The sequence below is a fragment of the Streptomyces mobaraensis NBRC 13819 = DSM 40847 genome (assembly GCF_017916255.1).
Classification (GTDB): domain Bacteria; phylum Actinomycetota; class Actinomycetes; order Streptomycetales; family Streptomycetaceae; genus Streptomyces; species Streptomyces mobaraensis.
In genome coordinates this window covers 2,352,139-2,374,076 of record NZ_CP072827.1, presented here as the reverse complement: position 1 = coordinate 2,374,076, position 21,938 = coordinate 2,352,139, and the positions used below count along the sequence as shown (strand labels likewise).

21 protein-coding genes are annotated in these 21,938 nt (G+C 71.1%); 9 read left to right on the top strand and 12 right to left on the bottom strand.

What is annotated here, in order from left to right; all coding sequences use genetic code 11:
* Positions 1–3 precede the first annotated feature (3 nt).
* From J7W19_RS09860 to J7W19_RS09845, 4 genes are all read right to left on the bottom strand, one after another.
* Positions 4–252 (bottom strand): acyl carrier protein, encoded by a 249-nt coding sequence (locus tag J7W19_RS09860; protein WP_004946773.1) that lies wholly within the window; start codon positions 250–252, stop codon positions 4–6.
* A gap of 108 nt (positions 253–360) precedes the next feature.
* Positions 361–1,377, bottom strand: a complete 1,017-nt coding sequence (locus tag J7W19_RS09855; protein WP_004946770.1) for a ketoacyl-ACP synthase III — start codon at positions 1,375–1,377, stop codon at positions 361–363.
* Positions 1,378–1,389: 12 nt separating this feature from the next.
* The gene (locus J7W19_RS09850; RefSeq protein ID WP_004946768.1) at positions 1,390–2,337 is read right to left on the bottom strand and encodes an ACP S-malonyltransferase; all 948 of its coding nucleotides are present in this window, start codon (positions 2,335–2,337) and stop codon (positions 1,390–1,392) included.
* A 98-nt stretch (positions 2,338–2,435) separates the two neighbouring features.
* Positions 2,436–3,611 (bottom strand): PucR family transcriptional regulator, encoded by a 1,176-nt coding sequence (locus J7W19_RS09845; RefSeq protein ID WP_004946766.1) that lies wholly within the window; start codon positions 3,609–3,611, stop codon positions 2,436–2,438.
* A gap of 57 nt (positions 3,612–3,668) precedes the next feature.
* Here J7W19_RS09845 and J7W19_RS09840 point away from each other — a divergent pair, with 57 nt between their 5' ends.
* Positions 3,669–4,439 (top strand): pirin family protein, encoded by a 771-nt coding sequence (locus J7W19_RS09840; RefSeq protein WP_004946763.1) that lies wholly within the window; start codon positions 3,669–3,671, stop codon positions 4,437–4,439.
* Positions 4,440–4,512: 73 nt separating this feature from the next.
* Here the strand turns inward: J7W19_RS09840 and J7W19_RS09835 are convergent, their stop codons facing one another.
* Positions 4,513–5,340, bottom strand: coding sequence for a serine hydrolase domain-containing protein (locus J7W19_RS09835; protein ID WP_004946761.1), 828 nt, complete (start codon positions 5,338–5,340; stop codon positions 4,513–4,515).
* Positions 5,341–5,480: 140 nt separating this feature from the next.
* On the opposite strand from J7W19_RS09835, the gene J7W19_RS09830 reads away from it, so the two are divergent.
* On the top strand, positions 5,481–5,954 hold the full coding sequence (locus J7W19_RS09830) for a MerR family transcriptional regulator (RefSeq protein ID WP_004946758.1): 474 nt from the start codon (positions 5,481–5,483) through the stop codon (positions 5,952–5,954).
* Here the strand turns inward: J7W19_RS09830 and J7W19_RS09825 are convergent.
* The 5 genes from J7W19_RS09825 to J7W19_RS09805 all read right to left on the bottom strand — a co-directional run bounded on the left by J7W19_RS09825 (position 5,918) and on the right by J7W19_RS09805 (position 11,071).
* Positions 5,918–6,595: a response regulator gene (locus J7W19_RS09825; RefSeq protein ID WP_004946755.1), complete on the bottom strand. Its 678-nt coding sequence runs from the start codon at positions 6,593–6,595 to the stop codon at positions 5,918–5,920. The two genes, J7W19_RS09830 and J7W19_RS09825, sit on opposite strands and share 37 nt — an antisense overlap.
* Positions 6,592–7,833 carry a sensor histidine kinase gene (locus J7W19_RS09820; protein WP_004946751.1) on the bottom strand — a complete coding sequence of 414 codons (1,242 nt, stop codon included), beginning with the start codon at positions 7,831–7,833 and terminating at the stop codon, positions 6,592–6,594. The genes J7W19_RS09825 and J7W19_RS09820 overlap by 4 nt, the downstream gene beginning before the upstream one ends.
* Positions 7,834–8,069: 236 nt before the next feature.
* Complete coding sequence (locus tag J7W19_RS09815; RefSeq protein ID WP_004946746.1) at positions 8,070–8,939, bottom strand: DUF4429 domain-containing protein; 870 nt, start codon at positions 8,937–8,939, stop codon at positions 8,070–8,072.
* 62 nt (positions 8,940–9,001) lie between these two features.
* Positions 9,002–10,231: an alpha/beta hydrolase gene (locus J7W19_RS09810; protein WP_004946745.1), complete on the bottom strand. Its 1,230-nt coding sequence runs from the start codon at positions 10,229–10,231 to the stop codon at positions 9,002–9,004.
* A gap of 153 nt (positions 10,232–10,384) precedes the next feature.
* Positions 10,385–11,071, bottom strand: coding sequence for a TetR family transcriptional regulator (locus J7W19_RS09805; RefSeq protein WP_004946741.1), 687 nt, complete (start codon positions 11,069–11,071; stop codon positions 10,385–10,387).
* Between the two features lie 116 nt (positions 11,072–11,187).
* Between J7W19_RS09805 and J7W19_RS09800 the strand changes: the two genes are divergently transcribed.
* Positions 11,188–12,783: an MFS transporter gene (locus tag J7W19_RS09800; protein ID WP_040890347.1), complete on the top strand. Its 1,596-nt coding sequence runs from the start codon at positions 11,188–11,190 to the stop codon at positions 12,781–12,783.
* Between the two features lie 101 nt (positions 12,784–12,884).
* On the opposite strand, the gene aceE is transcribed toward J7W19_RS09800, so the two are convergent.
* A complete protein-coding gene (gene aceE / locus J7W19_RS09795; protein WP_004946736.1) occupies positions 12,885–15,617 on the bottom strand; it encodes a pyruvate dehydrogenase (acetyl-transferring), homodimeric type in 2,733 nt (910 codons plus the stop codon).
* 470 nt (positions 15,618–16,087) lie between these two features.
* Between aceE and J7W19_RS09790 the strand changes: the two genes are divergently transcribed.
* The 6 genes from J7W19_RS09790 to J7W19_RS09765 all read left to right on the top strand — a co-directional run bounded on the left by J7W19_RS09790 (position 16,088) and on the right by J7W19_RS09765 (position 20,718).
* Entirely contained in the window at positions 16,088–16,516 is a 429-nt protein-coding gene (locus J7W19_RS09790) for a DUF3052 domain-containing protein (protein WP_004946734.1), read from the top strand.
* A gap of 152 nt (positions 16,517–16,668) precedes the next feature.
* Entirely contained in the window at positions 16,669–17,127 is a 459-nt protein-coding gene (locus J7W19_RS09785; protein WP_004946731.1) for a peroxiredoxin, read from the top strand.
* A gap of 115 nt (positions 17,128–17,242) precedes the next feature.
* Positions 17,243–17,818, top strand: coding sequence for a TerD family protein (locus J7W19_RS09780; protein WP_004946728.1), 576 nt, complete (start codon positions 17,243–17,245; stop codon positions 17,816–17,818).
* 144 nt (positions 17,819–17,962) lie between these two features.
* Positions 17,963–18,538 carry a TerD family protein gene (locus J7W19_RS09775; RefSeq protein ID WP_004946723.1) on the top strand — a complete coding sequence of 192 codons (576 nt, stop codon included), beginning with the start codon at positions 17,963–17,965 and terminating at the stop codon, positions 18,536–18,538.
* Positions 18,539–18,723: 185 nt separating this feature from the next.
* Positions 18,724–19,860, top strand: a complete 1,137-nt coding sequence (locus J7W19_RS09770; RefSeq protein WP_004946720.1) for a DUF475 domain-containing protein — start codon at positions 18,724–18,726, stop codon at positions 19,858–19,860.
* A gap of 123 nt (positions 19,861–19,983) precedes the next feature.
* Positions 19,984–20,718 carry a TerD family protein gene (locus tag J7W19_RS09765; RefSeq protein WP_004946715.1) on the top strand — a complete coding sequence of 245 codons (735 nt, stop codon included), beginning with the start codon at positions 19,984–19,986 and terminating at the stop codon, positions 20,716–20,718.
* A gap of 81 nt (positions 20,719–20,799) precedes the next feature.
* On the opposite strand, the gene J7W19_RS09760 is transcribed toward J7W19_RS09765, so the two are convergent.
* Positions 20,800–21,888 (bottom strand): TerD family protein, encoded by a 1,089-nt coding sequence (locus tag J7W19_RS09760; RefSeq protein ID WP_004946710.1) that lies wholly within the window; start codon positions 21,886–21,888, stop codon positions 20,800–20,802.
* Between the last annotated feature and the right edge of the window lie 50 nt (positions 21,889–21,938).

Here is a 21,938-nt window from a genome sequence, read left to right as displayed (position 1 = left end):
GGATCAGGCCTGGTGCTTGGCGATGTAGCCGGCCGCGTCACCGACCGTCTTGAGGTTCTTGACGTCCTCGTCGGGGATCTTCACGTCGAAGCGCTCCTCGGCGGCGACGACGACCTCGACCATGGAGAGCGAGTCGACGTCCAGGTCGTCGGTGAAGGACTTGTCCAGCTTGACGTCCTCGACCGGGATGCCGGCGATCTCGTTGACGATCTCGGCGAGGCCCTCGAGGATCTCTTCCTGCGTGGCGGCCATGGTGGCGCTCCTTTTAATTGTGCGGTGGATCTGGAAAAACTGCTCAGGGAACTGCTGTGGAGAGCTCCCGCGCCGTGGTCGGCTGGTGCCGTTCCGGGCGGATCTCGCCTAGGGGAGGGTAACGACCGTCGCGGCGAACACGAGACCCGCCCCGAAGCCGATGAGCAGCGCGGTGTCGCCGCTCTTCGCCGCCCCGGTGGCCAGGAGGCGCTCCATGGCCAGCGGAATGGAGGCCGCCGAGGTGTTCCCGGTGGTCTCCACGTCCCGGGCGACCACGACATTCTCCGGCAGCTTCAGCGTTTTGACCATCGAGTCGATGATCCGCATGTTCGCCTGGTGCGGAATGAAGACGTCCAGGTCGTCGGCGGTGATGCCGGCCTCGTCCAGCGCCTGCTGGGCGATCTTCGCCATCTCGAAGACGGCCCAGCGGAACACCGCCTGGCCCTCCTGCGTGATGGCCGGGAAGCGGACCTCGGTACGGACCTCGCTGCTCTCGCGGTAGACGTCCCACGGCAGGTTCTGCCGGATGGTCTCCGCCTTGTCGCCCTCCGAGCCCCACACCGTCGGGCCGATGGCCGGCTCCTGCGCCGGTCCCACGACCACGGCACCGGCGCCGTCGCCGAACAGGAACGCGGTGGAACGGTCGTCGAGATCCGTCAGGTCCGACAGCCGCTCGACGCCGATGACCAGCACGTACTCGGCCGAGCCGTCCGTGACCAGGGCCTTGGCCATGGTCAGGCCGTAGCCGAAGCCCGCGCAGCCGGCGGAGATGTCGAAGGCGGCCGGCTTGCCGGCGCCGATCCGGTGGGCGATCTCGGTCGCGATGGCCGGGGTCTGCTTGAAGTGCGACACCGTCGAGACCAGCACGGCACCGATCTGCTCCGGGGTGATCCCGGCGGCGGCGATGGCCTTGCCCGCGGCCTCCACCGACATGGTGGCCACCGTCTCCTCGGGGCCGGCCCAGTGCCGGGTGGCGATGCCGGAGCGGGAGCGGATCCACTCGTCCGACGAGTCGATGCGCTTGAGGATCTCCTCGTTGGGCACCACGCGCACCGGGCGGTAGCCACCGACGCCCATGATGCGCGCGTACGGCGCGCCCTTGGCAGGCTTGATCTTGGCAGTCATGTCCGGGGCTCCTTACGCGGCCGAAGCGTCGGCGGCGTGCTCGGCGATCAGCTCGCGGGCGGCGTCCAGATCGGCCGGCGTCTTGAGGGCCAGCGTCTTCACACCGGGCAGGGCGCGCTTGGCGATGCCCGTCAGGGTGCCGCCGGGGGCCGCTTCGATGATCGCCGTGACACCCAGCTCCTTGAAGGTCTCCATGCACAGGTCCCAGCGGACCGGGTTGGCCACCTGGCCGACCAGGCGCGCCAGAACCTCGGCGGCGTCCGTCACCACCGCTCCGTCGCGGTTCGAGACGTAGCGGGTGCGCGGACCGGCCGGCTCCAGCTCGCGGGCCGCGGCCTCCAGGACGGAGACCGCCGGGGCCATGTGCTCGGTGTGGAAGGCGCCCGCGACCTTCAGCGGTACGACGCGGCGGGTGCCCTCGGGCTTGTCCGCGGCGAGCGCCGCCAGCTGTTCCATGGTACCGGCGGCGACGATCTGACCGGCGCCGTTGACGTTCGCCGGGGTCAGGCCGAGCTTCTCCAGATGCGGGAGGACGACGTCGGCCTCCCCGCCCAGCAGCGCCGACATGCCCGTCTCGGTGACGGCGGCGGCCTCGGCCATCGCCAGGCCCCGCTTGCGGACGAGCAGCAGCGCGTCCCGCTCGGACAGCACGCCCGCCAGGGCGGCCGCGGCGAGCTCGCCGACGCTGTGCCCGGCGGTGGCGCCCACCTGCCGGGCGACGTCGTCACCGGTGGGGAAGAGCTGACCCGCGGACACCAGAGCGGCGGCGACCAGCAGCGGCTGGGCGACGGCGGTGTCCCGGATCTCCTCCTCGCCGGCAACCGTGCCGTAGTGGACGAGGTCCAGGTCGATGGCCTCCGACCAGCCCCGCAGGCGGTCGGCGACACCGGGAAGGTCGAGCCAGGGGGTCAGGAAGCCGGGCGTCTGAGCGCCCTGGCCGGGAGCGACGAGTACGAGCACCCTCACACTCTCTCTCGTGGACGGGTTCGGCCACCCGTGGGGACAGGGACGAAGAACCGTCAGGGGAATTGTTTGCGTTCCACAAAAGCGTACGGGCGTCACTCCGTGTCGGCCAGACGCCCCAGGATCAGCGCGATGCGGAGGGTGAAGGCCGAGCGGACATCGGAGGGTGACCATCCGGTGACGTCCGTCACACGTCGGAGCCGGTACCGCACGGTGTTTGGGTGGACGAACAGCATCCGTGCCGCGCCCTCCAGGCTGCTCGCCTGCTCCAGGTAGACGCTCAGCGTCTCCAGCAGCGCCGAACCCGCCTCCTCCAGCGGTCTGTAGATCTCCTCCACCAACTGCACGCGCGCCACAGGATCACCGGCCATCGCCCGCTCCGGCAGGAGATCGTCGGCGAGCACCGGGCGGGGGGCGTCCGGCCAGGCCGCGCACGCCTTCAGGCCGGCGGCGGCGGCCTGCGCGGAGCGGGTCGCCGCCAGCAGGTCGGGGACGACGGGACCGGCCACCACCGGCCCGGCGGCGAACGGCCCGATCAGCGCCTTCGCCGCCTGCAGCGGGTTGTCGCTGCCCCCGGCGATCACCACCAGGCGGGTGCCCAGCACCCCGGTCAGCACCTGGAGCTTGGCGTGCCGGGACGCCCGTCGGATGGCCTCCACGGTCAGCTCGCTGTCGCCGTTCGGCGCCGTCCCCAGCACCACCGCGACATGCGCCGGCGAATTCCAGCCGAGCGCCGCGGCGCGGGACAGCACCCCCTCGTCCGCCTCACCCGACAGCACGGCGTTGACCACCAGCGACTCCAGCCGCGCGTCCCAGGCGCCCCGCGCCTCGGCGGCCTGGGCGTACACCTGCGCGGTGGCGAAGGCGATCTCCCGGGCGTAGACGAGCAGCGCCTCGCGGAGGGCGGACTCGTCGCCCGGCGCGGCGACCTCGTCGATCGCCGACTCCATGACCTCGATCGTCGTCCGGACCATCTCCACGGTCTGGCGCAATGTGATCGCCCGGGTCAGCTCGCGGGGCGCGGTCCCGAAGACGTCCGTGCTGATCGCCTGGGGGGTCTCCGGATGCCGGAACCACTCCGTGAAGGCCGCGATACCGGCCTGGGCCACCAGCCCGATCCACGAACGGTTCTCCGGGGGCATCGCCCGGTACCACGGAAGCTGCGCGTCCATCCGGGCGATGGCGGCGGCGGCCAGGGTCCCGGACGACTTCTCCAGGTTGCGCAGGGTGGCGCTGTGCGGATGCGGTGGGTGAGCGGCGGATTCAGGCACGGGGACAAGCCTGCCCTATTCGGGTGCGCCACGGGGCGGCCGGGCTACCGTAGCCCGATGATCGAGGCGCGGATCCAGGTGCGGCGGGCGGGCGAACGGTACGTGGGCGGGGCCCCGGAGGCGGGCATCGAGACCCGCCACGCTTTCTCCTTCTCCGGTTTCTACGACCCCGACAACGTGCGCTTCGGCCCCCTGATCGCCTGCAACGAGGAGCTGCTCGCACCGGGCGCGGGGTTCGACGAGCACCCGCACCGGGATGTGGAGATCGTCACGTGGGTGGTGGAGGGGGAGCTGACGCACGAGGACTCGGCCGGGCATGTCGTGACGGTTCGCCCTGGTGATGTGCAGTGGCTGAGTGCGGGGGCCGGGGTGCGGCATGTGGAGCGCAATGCGGGGGGTGTGCCCCTGCGGTTCGTTCAGATGTGGCTCGACCCGGTCGAGGGCGGTGGTGCGCCGTCCTATGAGGTGGCGCGGTCCGTGCGTGACGGGGTGGTGTGTGCCGTGCCCGGTGCGGTGCTGCACGTGCTGCGGCCGCGGGGTGGCGAGCGGCTCGCCTTGCCTGTGGGGGAGTGGCTGTATGCGCACGTGGTGCGGGGGGTTGTGCGGATCGGGGAGTACGAGGTGGGGGTGGGGGACGCGGCTCGGGTGCGTGATGCTTCGAGGTTGGATGTGGTTGCGGTGGGGGGAGGGGCTGAGGTCTTGGTGTGGTGCCCCGGTCCCGCCCTTTCTCCGTTTCTTGCGGGAGCCAGCCCCCGCACCCCCGAAGCGCCCTCCGGGCGCTGTCCTCAAACGCCGGACGGGCTGAAGACCAGCCCGTCCGGCGCTTGAGGACGAGCGGCGAAGCCGCGATCAGGGGGTCTGGGGCGCAGCCCCAGGAAACGGTGAAAGGGCGGGACCGGGGCTACTTCCCGCCGAGTTCGGCGAGCACCGCGTCCGACAACGCCGGCCACACCTCCACCGCCCACGCCCCGAAGTCCCGGTCCGTCAGGGCCACGCACGCCGCGCCGGCCGCCGGGTCGACCCACAGGAACGTCCCGGACTGCCCGAAGTGGCCGTACGTGCGCGGCGAGTTGAGGGAACCCGTCCAGTGCGGCGACTTGCCGTCCCGCAGCTCGAAGCCCAACCCCCAGTCGTTGGGCCGCTGATGCCCGTAGCCGGGCAGGACGCCGGTCACGCCGGGGAAGACGACCGTCGTCGCCTCGGCCAGCGTCTCCCGGGAGAGCAGCCGCGGCGCCTGCAACTCCGCCGCGAAGCGGACGAGGTCGTCCACCGTCGAGACGCCGTCCTTGGCGGGGGAGCCGGGGAGGTCGGTGGCGGTCATGCCGAGGGGTTCGAGGACCGCCTGGCGGAGGTACTCGGCGAACGGGATGTCCGTCGCCTTGGCGATGTGGTCGCCGAGGACCTCGAAGCCGGCGTTGGAGTAGAGCCGCCGGGTGCCGGGCTCGGCCGCCGGGCGGTGCTCGTCGAAGGCCAGTCCTGAGGTGTGGGCGAGGAGGTGACGGACCGTGGAGCCGACCGGCCCGGCGGGCTCGTCGAGCTCGATCGCGCCCTCCTCGACGGCGACGAGCGCGGCGTAGGCGGCGAGCGGTTTGGTGACCGAGGCCAGGGCGAAGCGGTGTGCGGTCGGTCCGTGGGTACCGGCCACCGTCCCGTCGGCCCGTACGACGGCCGCCGCCGCGGTCGGCACCGGCCAGTTCTCGATCTTCCGCAGGCTCTGCAGGCTCTCCATGGGTCGAGCCTAACCCGCCCCGCCGGTCCAAGATTCCGTCAAGGATCCGGGGACGCGGAGTGCCGGGCACCGCTTCGGCGTTGCCCAGGAGTGAACAGGGTGCCGGAAGGGACCGTCGGGACACGAGGGGGAGCCACCGTATGACCGTCATCGACACCACACCGGCAGAAACGCCGGCCGGGACCGGGCGCCCCGTCCGGGGCCGCGGCCGCTACACGATCGGAGAGGTGGCCGCGTACACCGGGCTGTCCGCCCACACCCTGCGCTGGTACGAGCGGATCGGTCTGATGCCGCACGTCGACCGCTCCCACACCGGCCAGCGCCGCTACACCGACCGCGACCTGGACTGGCTGGACCTGGTCGGCAAGCTGCGGCTGACCGGGATGCCGGTGGCGGACATGGTCCGCTACGCCGAACTCGTCCGCGAGGGCGAGGCGACGGTGGCCGAGCGCGAACGACTGCTGAGCGCGCACCGCGAGGACGTCCGGCGGCGGATGGCCGAGCTCAGAAGCACGCTCGACGTCCTGGACCAGAAGATCGACCGGTACGCGGAGGCCCGGCGGGCCAACGAGGAGCGCTACGCCGCCCCCGGCTTCACCAGGCCCGACTCATAGGCGAAGATCACCGCCTGGGCCCGGTCGCGCAGCCCCAGCTTGGCCAGCACCCGCCCGATGTGCGTCTTCACCGTCTGCTCCGCCAGCACCAGGGACCCGGCGATCTCCTGGTTGGACAGCCCGCGGGCGATCAGCTCCAGCACCTCCGTCTCCCGCGGCGTCAGGCCCTTCAGCCGCAGTGAGCGGTCGCGGCGCGGGGCGGGCCGCTGCCGGGCGAAGTCCGCGATGAGCCGACGGGTCACCGACGGCGCGAGCAGCGCCTCGCCCGCCGCCACCACCCGGACCGCCGAGATGAGGTCGGCCGGGGGCGCGTCCTTGAGGAGGAAGCCGGAGGCACCGGCGCGCAGCGCCTCGTAGACGTAGTCGTCCACGTCGAAGGTGGTCAGCATCAGCACCTTGGGGCGGTGGACGACGCCGGGCGGAGGATCGAGGAGGCGGCGGGCCGCCTCCAGGCCGTCCATCTCCGGCATGCGGACGTCCATCAGCACCACGTCCGGGTGGACGGTGCGGCTCAGCTCCACGCCCCGGACGCCGTCGGGGGCGTCCCCGACCACGTCGATGTCCGGCTGGGCGGCGAGCAGGGCGGCGAAGCCCGCCCGCACCATCGCCTGGTCGTCGACGATGATCACCTTGATGGTCATGCGGCCGGGGATTCCTTCTCTGTCGGCGCTGTCGGTTCGGTGGCGGGATTCGGCGCCTCCGCCGCGTACGGCAGCCGGGCCGCCACCCGGAAGCCGCCGTCCGGCAGGGGGCCGGTGTCGAGGGTGCCGCCGACCAGGCGGACGCGCTCGCGCATGCCCACCAGACCGTGGCCGGTGCCGGTGGTCTCCAGGGGGACGTGCGGGCGGTCGGCGGGCGCGTTGACGACGAGGACGGTCAGCCCCTCGGCGTCCGCCGCGACCGAGACGCGGGTGTCGGCGCCCGGCGCGTGCCGCACGGCGTTGGCCAGGGCCTCCTGGACGATGCGGTACGCGGACAGGTCCACGGCCTGCGGCAGTTGCTCCGGCAGCGCCTCCCGCTCGACGGTCAGCTCCACCGGCTGCCCGGCCCGTACCGTCGCCTCGACCAGTTGCCCGATCCGGTCCACGCCGGGCTGCGGGGCCCGCTCCCCGCCGCCCTGCCCCGCGTCCTCGCTGCGCAGCACGCCCAGCAGCCGGCGCATCTCGCTCAGCGACTCGCGCGCGGTGGCGGCGATCGTGCCGAACTCCTCGGTGGCCTCCGGCGGCAGCCCGGCGATGCGGTAGGGGGCGCTGTCCGCCTGCACGGTGATCACCGACATGTGGTGGGCGACGACGTCGTGCAGCTCGCGGGCGATCCGCGCGCGCTCCTCCAGCAGCGTGCGGCGGGCCCGCTCGGCCTCGCTGATCGTCGCCTGCTCGTCCAGGGCGCGCTCGGCCCGGTCGCTCCGCTGGAGGGCCGCGCCGAGCAGCAGCAGCGTGCCGCCGAGCAGCGTCACGACCAGCCAGCTGCCGTTGCTGCGCTGCGGGTCGGCCGTGTCGAAGCCGTAGCTCACGGCCGTGTAGACGGCCCAGACCGCCAGCATCGTGCGGGGGCGGGCGCGCAGGCCCAGGAAGAACATCATCGGGAGGAGGCCGATGAGGAGGGTGGGGGGCCAGGGCCAGACGCCGTGCGGCGACGCGTCCGGGGGGACGGTCAGGGCGCAGACCGTGCCGGTGGTGAGGGTGATCGCCCAGGCGAGGAGGGGTCTGCGGACGGCGAGGAGGAGGGGGCCGGCCTCCAGGGTGGCGTAGAGCAGGGCCAGGCCGGGGTGTACGCCGTAGTCGTTCGGGAGGAGCGTGGCCGTGACCGGGAGGAGGATCGCGGTGAGGAGGGCTGTGAAGGCGTAGGGGAGGCGGCGGCGGAGTGAGGCTTTGGGCATGGCTTGCCCAGAGTACGGGGCGGGGCGGCGGCGCCTGCGGCGGGCTGGTGCCCCGGTCCCACCCTTTCGCCGTTTCCTGGGGCTGCCGCCCCAGACCCCGCTTGTCGCGGCTTCGCCGCTCGTCCTCAAACGCCGGACGGGCTGAAAGTGCCAGCTCGAGCACGAATCAGCCTGTCCGGCGTTTGAGGACAACCGCGCGGAGCGCGGTTCTCGCCGGGAAACCCCCGCCCGGAGGGCTAAAGCTCCGCCAGCAACTCCGCCTTCTTCGCGCTGAATTCGTCATCCGTCAGCAACCCCGCCGAATGCAGATCCCCGAGGTGCCGGATCCGATCCGCGATCGCGCCGGGATCCGGCCGCGCGGCGGGGGACGCGGACGGAGGCGGCGCCACCGGCACGGGCGACGACGCCCGCACCGACTGCAGCACCGCCGCCGCGAACGGCAGTGACTCGTGCACCGGCCCGTACCCCATCCCGAACACCACCGACGCCGGATCCTGATCCGCCTGGCCGGGCGCGGGCCGTTCCGGGTCGCGGAGGACGAGGCGGAGGTGGCCGCCCATGAGGTCGGGGGAGCGCCATTGGACGTCGGCGAGTTCGCCGACGGCGAAGCGCTGGTCGCCGGCCTTCCATTTGGCGGAGGTCGCGCCGGACCAGAACCAGCGGAAGGCGACGGTCCGGCCGTCGAAGGTGGCCCGGCCGTCGTACGCCTTGAAGGAGCGCGGCGGCTCGGGGGCGACGACGAGCGGGCGTTCCGCGGGCTCGGCCGCGTCGGGGCCGAGCCGGCTGCGTATCTCGTCGGCGTAGTACTCGGCGAGGGTGGCCCGCTCGGCGGGGAGGACCAGCCGGTAGGGGTCGGTGCCTTCCTTGAGCTGGCCGTCGGCGGCGTCCATCAGCGGATCGGCGCCGGGCCGGGGCACGGCGCGCAGCACCACCGTGCCGCGTCTGCCGGGACCCTGTTCGACCGCCGCGAGCGCCTCGTAGGGGATGCGCCGTTCACCGAGCGCCTGGAGCAGCTTCGGTGTCCGGATCCCCCGTTCGAAGCGGATGAGCACGGAGTCGGTGTCGAACTCCCAGACGGTGTGGAAACCGGCCAGCACATCACCCATGCGGGTCATCGTATGCGGCGCCCGCCCGTGCGTCCCCCCTCCGGAGCTACGCGCGTCATGCGTCAGCGGGGGACGGTGGTGCCGACGGCGCAGTCGGTGTCGGAGGGGGAGCAGCGGATTCCGCCGGTGTCCCCGGTGCCGAGGCGGGCGAAGTTGGCGAGGCTGACGGTGCCGGGTTCGAAGTAGCCGGCGTGCCCGTCGGCGTCCGCGGCGGAGAGCAGGCGGGCGCCGAAGGCGGAGGAGACGGGGTCGGCCCCGTGGCCGAGGCCGCCGACCTCCAGGTGCGGGACGTCCCTGATCCAGTCGTCGGCGTCGCGCATGGCCCATATCCGGGCGCTGGTGTGCAGGTCGGAGACGTGCCGGGCACGCATGCCGGGGCTGCCGGCGACGGCGATGTCGGTGACCCGGGGGTCGAGGTCGCGGGCGGCGACGCCGCACACCACCGAGCCGTAGCTGTGGCAGAAGAGGGAGACGGAGGAGCCGCCGGGCAGTCCGCGCACCAGGGCGCGGAGCCGCAGCGCGCCTTCGGCGGCGAGCTTGCCGGTGGCCGCGTCCACCCCCACGCCGGCGGGCGAGGTGTAGTCGGCCCAGGCGATGACGGCGGTGCGGGCGGCGGGGCGGATGCTGCGCTCGCTGGTGTAGAGGGCGTCGGCCATCCCGGCGGGGGCGGCGTACGGACGTCCGCTCTTCTCGAACGTGAGGACGTTCGTATCGACACCGGGCACGACGACGGAGACCCGCTCGGCGCGTTCGAGGTCGCCGAGGACCTCCGCGACCCGTCCGGTGCCGCCCGGGTCGAAGGCGAGGATCTGCCGGTCGTGGGAGAGCAGCGAGTCGAAGCGGTGCATGCGCCGCTTGGCCTCGTAGCGGCCGGCCGGGGTGAGGCCGCTGTCGTGGGTGCGGTGCTCCTCGACCGTACGGGCCTGGGCGAGCGCCGTCCGGTTGGCGCGGTAGCGGAGGGACAGCGGGGCGCCGTTGAGGTTGCCGACGACGAGGGGGTAGCGGTCGGCGAGCCGGGTGCGGTCGGCGCCGGGGAGCGAGGCGAAGAAGCGTCCGAGCACGCCCGGGTCCGCGTAGGGGGACGGGAGCGGGTGCCCGGCGACGCTGCCGTGCAGCCAGGCGGTCAGTGCCGCGCGGCGTGGGTCGGCCGTCGCGCCGCGGCCGCGGACGGCGGTCCAGCCGGTCGTGGCGAGCATGACGAAGACCACGGTGAGCGCGAGCAGCGCGCGCCAGACCGTGGCCGTGTTCGTCCACGGCGAGGAGGGAGAGCCGAGCTCCGGGAAGGAAGTCACCGCGGACCACCCTAGGAGACGGGACGGCGCCTGCGCCAAGACAGTGACGCGGTTCACGTTTGATCGCGAGTGACGCTGGACATACGTGCGTTGCCTCACTCGGCCTCGCCGCGAGCTGACGGCCCGTCGGTCACCTGGCGTCCGTTCCGTCGGTCACCTGGGGTCCGGCCCGGCCTCCGCGGGGTTCCGCCAGGTGCCGGTCAGGGCCGGGCCGAGCAGTCCGAGGTAGTCCGTGACCAGGCGGAGCAGATCGTCCAGGTCGCCGTCCTCCTTCTCGCCCCAGACCCGCGACGCGGCCCGCAGCACCCCGCTGCACGCGGCCACCAGGACCCGCGGCCGCGGGTCGGCGGCCAGGTCGACGCCCTCGCGGCGGGCGATCTCGGCCGCCAGCCGGTCCTCGAAGTGGCCGAGGCGGCGCAGCCGGGCGGCCAGCAGCTGCGGGGTCGACTCGATCATGCGCTGGGTGGCCAGGTGCAGTTCGAGCGGGACGACGGCCACGATGGCGGGACCCATCGCGTCCCAGGTGGCCATGGCCGCCCGGCACATCGCCGTGAGCGGTGGTTCCTCCGGCGGGCGGTTCGCCAGGGCGGCGAGCGCGACGGCCTCCTCGACCTCCTGGAGGGCGAGCGCGACCTCCTCCTTGTTGGCGAAGTAGCGGAAGAAGGTGCGCTGGGAGACGTCGGCGGCCTCGGCGATCTCGTCGACGGTGGTGCCGTCGTACCCCTGGCGGGCGAACAGCTCCAGGGCGTGCCGGGTGAGGGCGTTCCGTGTCCGCTGCTTCTTGCGTTCCCGCAGTCCGGGGAGCGCCTCACGCTCCGCCACGCCGTCGATCGCCTGCATGGATCCCTGCCTCTGCTCGGTGTTTCCGCTGGTCAGAATAGTGCTCTGGACAAGTTGTCAGATAACGACTCATGGTGCTGTTTGTCAATTGTCAGCACCTGCCATAATCTCGGTGTATGACGTCTCAGACCACCGTCGCGGACGCGACGCCGCCGGACCTCGGGCCCCGGAGTGGACTGCGGGGACATCCCTGGCTGACTCTTGTGACGGTCGCGATAGGCGTGATGATGGTCGCGCTCGACGGCACGATCGTCGCCATCGCCAACCCGGCCATCCAGAAGGACCTGGACGCTTCGCTCGCCGACGTCCAATGGATCACCAACGCCTACCTCCTCGCCCTCGCGGTCGCGCTGATCACGGCCGGAAAGCTGGGCGACCGCTTCGGGCACCGCCTGATCTTCCTCATCGGTACCACCGGATTCGCCGCCGCCTCGGGACTCATCGCCCTGTCCGGAAGCGTGTCGATGGTCGTCGCCTTCCGGGTGCTCCAGGGCCTCTGCGGCGCGCTGCTGATGCCGGCCGCGCTCGGCATGCTGCGGGCGACCTTCCCGTCCGACAAGCTCAACATGGCCATCGGCCTCTGGGGCATGGTCATCGGCGCGTCCACCGCGGGCGGGCCGATCGTCGGCGGGCTGCTGGTCGAGCACGTGAACTGGCAGTCCGTCTTCTTCATCAACGTGCCGGTGGGCGCGCTCGGACTGGTTCTGGGGCTGATCATCCTCAAGGACCACCGGGCCGAGAACGCCCCCCGCTCCTTCGACTTCCTCGGCATCGCGCTGCTCTCCGGCGCGATGTTCTGCCTCGTCTGGGCCCTGATCAAGGCGCCCAAGTGGCAGTGGGGCGACGCCAAGACGCTGATCTTCCTGGGGGCGGCGCTGCTGGGCTTCGTCGTCTTCGTCCTCTGGCAGAACCGGGTCCGCGAACCCCTGCTGCCGATGAAGCTGTTCCGGTCCGTGCCGTTCTCCGCCGGTGCCGCCCTGATGGTCCTGATGGCCTTCTCCTTCATGGGCGGTCTCTTCTACGTCACCTTCTACCTGCAGAACGTGCACGGGATGACGCCGGTGGACGCGGGCCTGCACCTGTTGCCGCTGACCGGGATGATGATCGTCGCGTCGCCGGCGGCCGGTGCGCTGATCGGGCGGATCGGGCCCCGGATCCCGCTGTTCGTGGGCATGGTGTGCACCGCCGTGGCCTGCTTCGGGATGTCCGCCCTGAAGGTGGACTCCGGCACCGGCCTGATGTCCGTCTGGTTCGCCCTCTTCGGCATCGGCCTGGCCCCGGTCATGGTCGGCGCCACCGAGGTGATCGTGGGCAACGCGCCCCTGGAGCACGCGGGCCTGGCCGGCGGCCTCCAGCAGGGCTCGATGCAGGTCGGCGGCACCCTGGGCACGGCCGTCCTGGGTGCCGTCATGGCCTCGCGCGTCGGGCACAAGCTGCCGGAGAAGTGGGCCGACGCCGGTCTGCCGCCGCTGACGAAGGAACAGAAGGACGCGGCCTCCGCCGTGGTCGAGGTCGGCGTCCCGCCGGTGCCCAAGGGCACCCCGCCGGAGGTCGCCGCGAAGATCACCGGGGCCGCGCACGAGACCTTCGTCTCCGGGATGAGCATCTCGTTCGTCGTCGCCGGCTGCGTCGCCGTCGCCGCCGCGCTGCTCGCCCTGCTCACCCGGCGCGGCGAGAACGCCGAGGCCGCCCAGGGCGCCGCGCACATCTGACCGCCGTGCGCTCCCGTCCGCGCGAATAGCCCGAACGAGCGAAGGGGCCCCGGCCGGTTCTCACCGGCCGGGGCCCCTTCACCTGTCCTGACGGACGGCGCTTACGCGTCGCCGCCCGCGGCGCCCGGGTCGGCCGCCGCCACGTCGAGCAGCTGGTAGCGGTCGATCGCCTGCTTCAGCGCCGAGCGGTCGATCTTGCCCTCCTTGGCGAGCTCGGTGAGCACGCCCAGGACGATCGACTGCGCGTCGATGTGGAAGAAGCGACGGGCCGCGCCACGGGTGTCCGCGAAGCCGAAGCCGTCGGCACCCAGCGACTGGTACGTGCCCGGCACCCAGCGCGCGATCTGGTCGGGAACGGCACGCATCCAGTCGGACACGGCCACCTTCGGACCCTCGGCACCGGCGAGCTTCTTCGTCACGTACGGGACGCGCTGCTCCTCCTCCGGGTGGAGCAGGTTGTGCTCCTCCACGGCGATGGCGTCGCGGCGCAGCTCGTTCCAGGAGGTCGCCGACCAGACGTCCGCCTTGACGTTCCACTCCTCGGCGAGGATCCGCTGGGCCTCGACGGCCCACGGCACGGCCACGCCGGAGGCGAGGATCTGCGCCGGGATGGCGCCGGCCTCGCCCGCCTTGTAGCGGTACAGACCCTTGAGGATGCCCTCGGCGTCCACGTTCTCCGGCTCGGCCGGGTGCTGGATCGGCTCGTTGTAGACGGTGAGGTAGTAGAAGATGTCCTCGGCGTTCTCGCCGTACATCCTCCGCAGACCGTCCTGCACGATGTGCGCGATCTCGTAGCCGAACGCCGGGTCGTACGCGACGACGGCCGGGTTGGTGGAGGCCAGCAGGTGCGAGTGGCCGTCCGCGTGCTGGAGGCCCTCACCCGTCAGGGTGGTCCGGCCGGCGGTCGCGCCCAGGACGAAACCGCGCGCGAGCTGGTCGGCCATCTGCCAGAACTGGTCACCGGTGCGCTGGAACCCGAACATCGAGTAGAAGACGTAGATCGGGATCAGCGGCTCGCCGTGCGTGGCGTACGCGGAACCGGCCGCGATCAGCGACGCGGTGCAGCCCGCCTCGGAGATGCCGTCGTGCAGCATCTGGCCGGTCGGGGACTCCTTGTACGCGAGCAGCAGCTCGCGGTCCACGGCCTCGTACTGCTGGCCCAGCGGGTTGTAGATCTTCGCCGACGGGAACAGCGAGTCCATGCCGAAGGTGCGGTACTCGTCCGGGGCGATCGGCACGAAGCGCTTGCCGATCTCCTTGTCCCGCATCAGGTCCTTGAGCAGGCGGACGAACGCCATGGTGGTGGCGATCGACTGCTGGCCGGAGCCCTTCTTGATCGGCGCGTACGCCTTGTCGCCGGGCAGGTTCAGCGGCTTCGAGCGGTCCACACGGGTGGGGACGTAGCCGCCGAGCGCCTTGCGGCGGTCGTGCATGTACTGGATCTCCTCCGAGTCCCGGCCCGGGTGGTAGTACGGCGGCAGGCCGGACTCCAGCTCCTTGTCGGCGATCGGGATGTGGAGGCGGTCGCGGAAGCGCTTGAGGTCCTCGACCGTCAGCTTCTTCATCTGGTGGGTCGCGTTGCGGCCCTCGAAGTTCGGGCCGAGCGTCCAGCCCTTGACCGTCTGCGCCAGGATCACGGTCGGCTGGCCCTTGTGGGCCTTGGCCGCCGCGTACGCCGCGTAGATCTTCTTGTGGTCGTGACCACCGCGGCCCAGGTGCAGGATCTGGTCGTCGGTCATGCCCTCGACCATCTTGCGGAGACGGTGGTCGTCGCCGAAGAAGTGCTCGCGGATGTACGCGCCGGTCTCGGTGGCGTACGTCTGGAACTGGCCGTCGGGGGTGCTGTTCAGCTTGTTGACCAGGATGCCGTCGCGGTCCTGGGCCAGCAGCGGGTCCCAGGAGCGGTCCCACACCAGCTTGATCACGTTCCAGCCGGCGCCGCGGAACTGCGACTCCAGCTCCTGCATGATCTTGCCGTTGCCGCGCACCGGGCCGTCGAGGCGCTGCAGGTTGCAGTTGACGACGAAGGTCAGGTTGTCCAGGCCCTCACGCGCGGCCAGGGACAGCTGGCCGAGCGACTCGGGCTCGTCCATCTCGCCGTCGCCCAGGAACGCCCAGACGTGCGACTTGGAGGTGTCGGCGATGCCGCGCGACTCCATGTAGCGGTTCATCCGGGCCTGGTAGATCGCGCCCAGCGGGCCGAGGCCCATGGAGACGGTCGGGAACTCCCAGAAGTCCGGCATCAGGCGCGGGTGCGGGTACGACGACAGGCCGTAGGGGGCCTTCGACTTCTCCTGGCGGAAGGCGTCGAGCTGCTGCTCGGAGAGGCGGTCCAGCAGGAAGGCGCGGGCGTAGACACCCGGCGAGGCGTGGCCCTGGAAGAAGATCTGGTCGCCGCCGTCGCCCTCGTCCTTGCCCCGGAAGAAGTGGTTGAAGCCCACGTCGTAGAGGGAGGCGGAGGAGGCGAACGTGGCGATGTGACCGCCGACGCCGATCCCCGGGCGCTGGGCGCGGGAGACCATGACGGCCGCGTTCCACCGGGTCGCGTTGAGGATCTTGCGCTCGATCTCCTCGTTACCGGGGAAGAACGGCTCGTCCTTGGTCGCGATGGTGTTGACGTAGTCCGTGCTGCGCATCTCGGGCACGGCCACACGCTTCTCGCGCGCCCGCTCGATCAGGCGAAGCATGAGGTAGCGGGCACGTTCCCGGCCCCGCTCGTCGACGGCCGCGTCGAGCGAGTCGAGCCACTCCTGGGTCTCTTCGGGATCGAAGTCCGGGACCTGGCTGGGAAGACCGCCAATGATGATCGGGTTGCGATCGGATCCGGAAGCCACGCTGTTCCTTCGCTGTTCGGGTGTGTCGTGCTCTGCACGCATCGTTGCGGCGCACGGGGTCACATACTGTCTTCGCTTATGTCGCGCCGGCTCCCATCGTGGACCGCTGCGACGGAAACGTCATCTCTACTGGGCGGTAACCACCACTCGGTAGACGAAGCGTCGGAGGGTGGCCGCCACGCGGCGGCCAAATCGCAACCATACGCCCCCTATGGGGGTCCCTCGCGTACGGCCGTTCGGCCCCGACCGCCGCAATCCCAGGGAGTAACTTCGCAAACCCGGCGCAACGCTGTGGTGTGAATCACTCCCCGCTGCTGCCTCATGGTGGGAGTTGCCACAAGACGTCAACGTTTGGGAGGGATCGCTGAGCGGGTACTTGCGCGATCCGTCCGGCACGTGTGGACTACGCCCAATGCCTCGCGTACGCGGGAGGCACAACAGCATTCTCGAAAGATGACAGGAGGCAATCCGTGAGCGCGACCGCGGACCACGCGGAGGAGCGGACCAACCCCGCCGGAAGGCTGGGTTTCGAGCCCGGACAGGTGGTCCAGGAGATCGGTTACGACGACGACGTCGACCACGATCTCCGTGAAGGTATCGAGTCCCTCATCGGCCAGGACCTCGTGGACGAGGACTACGACGACGTGGCCGACGTCGTCCTGCTGTGGTTCCGGGATGAGGACGGAGACCTCACGGACGCGCTGGTGGATGCCATCGGTCTGCTCGACGAGGGCGGCGACATCTGGCTGCTGACGCCCAAGACCGGGCGGGACGGCTACATCGAGCCCAGCGACATCCAGGACGCCTCGCAGACCGCCGGTCTCTCCCAGACCAAGAGCATCAGCGTGGCCAAGGACTGGAGCGGCACGCGCCTGAGCGCGCCCAAGTCCAAGCGCTAGCACCGAGCCCCACCGCGCCCCCGGCAGCCCGCTGCCGGGGGCGCCGTGCGTTCCCCCGGGACGGCAGTGACAGACTGGCCGCCTACCCGCGCCGGCGGCGGGGCCGCGCACCCGCGGGCCCCGGGCCGGCCCGCCGAGAGAGGGATGCGACCATGGCGATCGACGTCGGCACCGAGGCCCCGGACTTCGCGCTGAAGAACCAGCACGGCGAGACCGTCCGCCTCTCCGACTTCCGCGGCGAGAAGAACGTCGTCCTGCTCTTCTACCCGTTCGCCTTCACCGGCGTCTGCACCGGCGAGCTCTGCGCCCTCCGCGACGAGCTGCCGCACTTCGTCAACGACGACGTCCAGCTGCTCGCCGTCTCCAACGACGCGCCGTTCTCGCTGCGCGTCTTCGCCGAGCAGGAGAAGCTCGACTACCCGCTGCTCTCCGACTTCTGGCCGCACGGCGAGGTCAGCCGCGCCTACGGCGTCTTCGACGAGGAGAAGGGCTGCGCGCTGCGCGGCACCTTCATCATCGACAAGCAGGGTGTCGTCCGCTGGACGATCGTCAACGGACTGCCCGACGCGCGCGACCTGAACGAGTACACCCGGGAACTGGCCGCACTCTGAACAAGACCCTGTAATCGGTGGGAACCGGTCACTAGGATCCACACGTTCACCGGATGCCATCGCACAACCGGGGGCAGGGCCGGCCGGCCGGGCCCCTCGAACCAATGGAGGACTCGTGGGAGTCAGTCTCAGCAAGGGCGGCAACGTCTCGCTGACCAAGGCAGCCCCGAACCTGACCGCGGTCATCGTCGGTCTCGGCTGGGACGCCCGTACCACCACCGGTACGGATTTCGACCTGGACGCCAGTGCGCTGCTCACCAACGACCAGGGCAAGGTCGCCAACGACCAGAACTTCGTGTTCTTCAACAACCTGAAGAGCCCCGACGGTTCGGTCGAGCACACCGGTGACAACCTGACCGGTGAGGGCGAGGGCGACGACGAGGTCATCAAGGTCAACCTGGCCGCCGTCCCCGCCGATGTGCACAAGATCGTGTTCCCGGTGTCCATCTACGACGCCGAGAGCCGCCAGCAGAGCTTCGGCCAGGTGCGGAACGCGTACATCCGCGTCGTCAACCAGGCCGACAACACCGAGCTGGCCCGCTACGACCTGAGCGAGGACGCCTCGACCGAGACCGCCATGGTCTTCGGCGAGCTGTACCGCAACGGTGCGGAGTGGAAGTTCCGCGCCATCGGCCAGGGTTACGCCTCGGGCCTGCGCGGCATCGCGCAGGACTTCGGCGTCAACGTCTGACCGACGGCACGGCCGCCCAAGCGGCCACAGCGGCTCACCTCCGGCGCCGTACTCCCGTGTTCAGGCAGCCCGTACTGGGCAGTCCGGGAGTACGGCGCCGGACGTGCGCGGCGACCTACGTTCAACTCGGGGAGGAACAGGACCATGGGTGTCACGCTCGCCAAGGGAGGCAATGTCTCCCTCTCCAAGCACGCGCCGAACCTGACCGCCATCGTGGTCGGTCTGGGCTGGGACGCCCGCACCACCACCGGCGCGGACTTCGACCTGGACGCCAGCGCCCTGCTGTGCGCCTCCGGGCGGGTGCTCGGCGACGAGTACTTCGTCTTCTACAACAACCTCAAGAGCCCCGAGGGTTCGGTCGAGCACACCGGAGACAACCTCACCGGTGAGGGTGACGGCGACGACGAGACCATCCTGGTCGACCTCGCCAAGGTCCCGGCGGCCTGCGACAAGATCGTGTTCCCGGTCTCCATCCACGAGGCCGACCTCCGCGGCCAGAACTTCGGCCAGGTCAGCAACGCCTACATCCGCGTGGTCAACCAGGCGGACGGCTCCGAGCTGGCCCGCTACGACCTGAGCGAGGACGCCTCCAGCGAGACGGCGATGATCTTCGGCGAGGTGTACCGCTACGGCGGGGAGTGGAAGTTCCGCGCGGTCGGACAGGGGTATGCGTCGGGCCTGCGGGGGATCGCCCTGGACTTCGGGGTCAACGTCTCGTGACCGGCGCCCGGTAGGCACGGGAGCACGCGGCGTTGTCACGGGAGCCCTGGTGGCACCGGGCGGCGCCGCGTGCGCCGGAAGGTCGGCCCTCCCGGCTGCGGGGCGGGCCCTCTAGACTGCGTGGTCAACGTTTAGTAAAGCCGCGTACAGCGCGGACAGCATCGCAGCGAAGGATTGGGTAGCCAGTGCTCCTGAAAACCTTTGGTTGGTCGTTCGCCATCACGGCGGCCGGCTTTGCCTTGGCCGGCGTGCTCTGGGGGTGGAAAGGGCTGGCGCTCGTCGCGATCCTGTCCGTCCTGGAGATCTCGCTCTCGTTCGACAACGCGGTCATCAACGCCGGCATCCTCCGGAAGATGAACGCCTTCTGGCAGAAGATGTTCCTGACCCTGGGCATCCTCATCGCCGTCTTCGGCATGCGGCTGGTGTTCCCGGTGGTCATCGTGGCCATCACCGCCAAACTCGGGCCCATCGAGGCCGTCGACGTGGCGATCAACGATCACCACCGCTATGAGCAGCTCGTCACCAGCGCCCACCCGGCGATCGCCGCGTTCGGCGGGATGTTCCTGCTGATGATCTTCCTCGACTTCGTCTTCGAGGACCGGGACATACGGTGGCTGGGCCCGGTGGAGCGGTTCCTCGCCAAGCTGGGCAAGGTCGAGGGCCTGTCGGTCATCGTCTCCCTGGTGGTGCTGATCATCGTGGCCACCACCGTGGCCACCTCCGTCCCGGTGCACGGCGGGGACGGCACGATCGACAAGGCCGCCACGGTGCTGCTGGCCGGTGTCGGCGGACTGGTGACGTACCTGGTCGTCGGCGGTATCTCGGGCTTCTTCGAGGACCGCCTGGAGGAGGACGAGGACGAGGCGGAGGAGTCCGCTCCGGCGGAGAAGAAGAGCGGCGGCTCGGTCGTCGGGCTGGCCGGCAAGGCCGCGTTCTTCATGTTCCTCTACCTGGAGGTCATCGACGCCTCCTTCTCCTTCGACGGGGTCATCGGCGCCTTCGCCATCACCAACGACATCTTCGTGATGGCGCTGGGCCTCGGCATCGGTGCGATGTACATCCGCTCCCTGACGGTCTTCCTGGTCCGCAAGGGGACGCTGGACGACTACGTCTACCTGGAGCACGGCGCGCACTACGCGATCGGCACGCTCGCCCTGATCCTGCTGGCCACGATCAAGTACGACGTCCCCGAGGTCGTCACCGGCCTCATCGGTGTGGCGCTGATCGGCCTCTCGTTCTGGTCCTCGGTGGCGCGCAACCGCAAGGAGACCGCGGCCGGTGACGGCGACGGAAGCCGTCAGGAGGTCGCATCCGGGGTGTGACCCCGGCACTTGTGCGGGAACCCTCTGAGCGGGGCGGCGGTGAGATCACCTCACGGCCGTCCCGCTCACCGGTTTCCGGGGCGGGAACCGGACCGCGAGGGGTGGGGGTAGCAGATGACGGTAATGGACAAGCTGTTCGGCAACTGGGGGCGCGGCGCGGCCTGGCAGTTCGACGCCCCGCACAGCGCGTCGGGCGCGGTCGAGCTGACCAAACGCCATCCGGTCTACTCGCTGACCAAGAACGGCGCGGTCAGCGGCAACATGCGGGTCAACCTGTCGTGGCAGATGCGCACCACGGTCATCCACGAGAAGCCGGCCCGCGGCGGGATGCGGCACCCTTTCCGCAAGTTCACCCCGGAGATGGTGCAGGCGCAGGGCCCGGCGATGGTCAGTGTGGACCTGGATCTCGCCTGCATGTACGAGCTGTGGGACGGGGCGAAAGGCGTAGTGCAGCCGCTCGGAAACATACTGGGCAGCATCAACTCCCCACCGTACGTCCAGCTCAGCGGCGACGACCGGTTCGGCTCCGGCTCGGGGGAGACCATCTACATCAACATGGACCACCGGGATGAGATCAAGCGACTGCTGATCTTCGTCTACATCTATGACGGCACCCCGGCGTTCGACCGTACCCAGGCGACGGTGACGCTGTATCCCGGCAACGGCCCCCGGCTCGAGGTCTCGCTCCACGAGCGCGCGCCGGAGGCCCGGTCGTGCGCCGTCGTCCTGATCGAGAACGACAAGAAGGAGATCGTCGTCCGGCGGGAGATGCGGTACGTGTACGGGTTCCAGTCGGAGCTGGACCGGCTGTACGGGTGGGGGCTCCAGTGGGGGCGGGGGTACAAGTCGAAGGTGTGAGGGCTGTGGTGTGAGGGCGGCGGGCGGCGGTGGAGTGCGTCGCCGCCCGTCCGTCGGTGCGGTATCCGCTGTGGTCCGCGGCTAGCGGCCCGGCAGGAACTGCGGGCCCTGGGGCGGCAGCCGGAACGCCGGGTCGGGGGCCGCCGGCGGGGGGAGCGGGTAGTCGGCCTGGGCGTCCTGGAAGGACTGCGAGGGCTGCTGCGACTGGTGGTGCGGGTGTGAGGGCTGCTGAGACTGCTGGGGGTAGCCGTAGGACGGCTGGGCGGCGGGGTACTGCGGATAGCCGTACGCCGGAGGGGCCGAGGGGGCCGGCGGGACGGTCGGGGGGACGCCGGGCGGCGGCGGGTAGCCGTACGCCGGTACGGGCGGGCGCGGGACGGCCGTGGTGGGCGCGTCGGCGGTGACGGGCGGGGCCGGTGCGGTGACCGGCGTCGCCTGGTCCGCGGGAGTGGGCGCCGGAGCGGCGGAGGGGGTCGGCCGGGCGGGCGCCGGATGTATGGGCTCGGGGTGGCGGCCCGGGGAGCCGCCGTTCGGGTGGTCACCGGTGCCGGTGCCGGTCGTGTCCCGGCCCGTCGCGGCCTCGGGCTCCTCCTCGTCCTCGACGGAGATGCCGTACTCCGTGGCCAGCCCGACCAGCCCCGTCGCATAGCCCTGCCCGAGGGCGCGGAACTTCCAGCCCTCGCCGCGGCGGTAGAGCTCGCCGCAGATCATCGCCGTCTCGTCGCCCGTCTCGGGCCGGACGTCGAAGCGGGCGACGAGGGGGCCGAGGGCGGCGGTGTCGCCGGGGGCGGCGTTCGCGGGGGTCGCGGCCGAGGCGTCGTACAGCAGCAGGCACAGGTCCTTGACCAGGCCGAACGTCCCGCCGTCGGCGGAGGCGGCGATCACCACCCGGCGTACCGAGCCGTCCAGCGGGGCGAGGTCGGCCTCGACGGTGTCGGTCAGGCCCTCGTGCAGCCGCTTCTTGGGCAGGTGGCGGACCAGGCCCGAGGGGTGGCGCGGCTGGTTGTAGAAGACGAAGTCCTCGTCCGAACGCACGCGGTCGTCGGCGCCCAGGAGCAGGGCGGAGACGTCCACGTCGGGGACGCCGGCACCGGGGGTCCAGCGCAGCACCGCCCGTACGGCCGGGGCCTCCAGCGGGATGTTCGATCCCTTCAGCATCGCGTGCGTCATGTCCGCAATCCTGCCCTCCCGCGCGGGCCGCGGACAACGCGGGCCCCGCC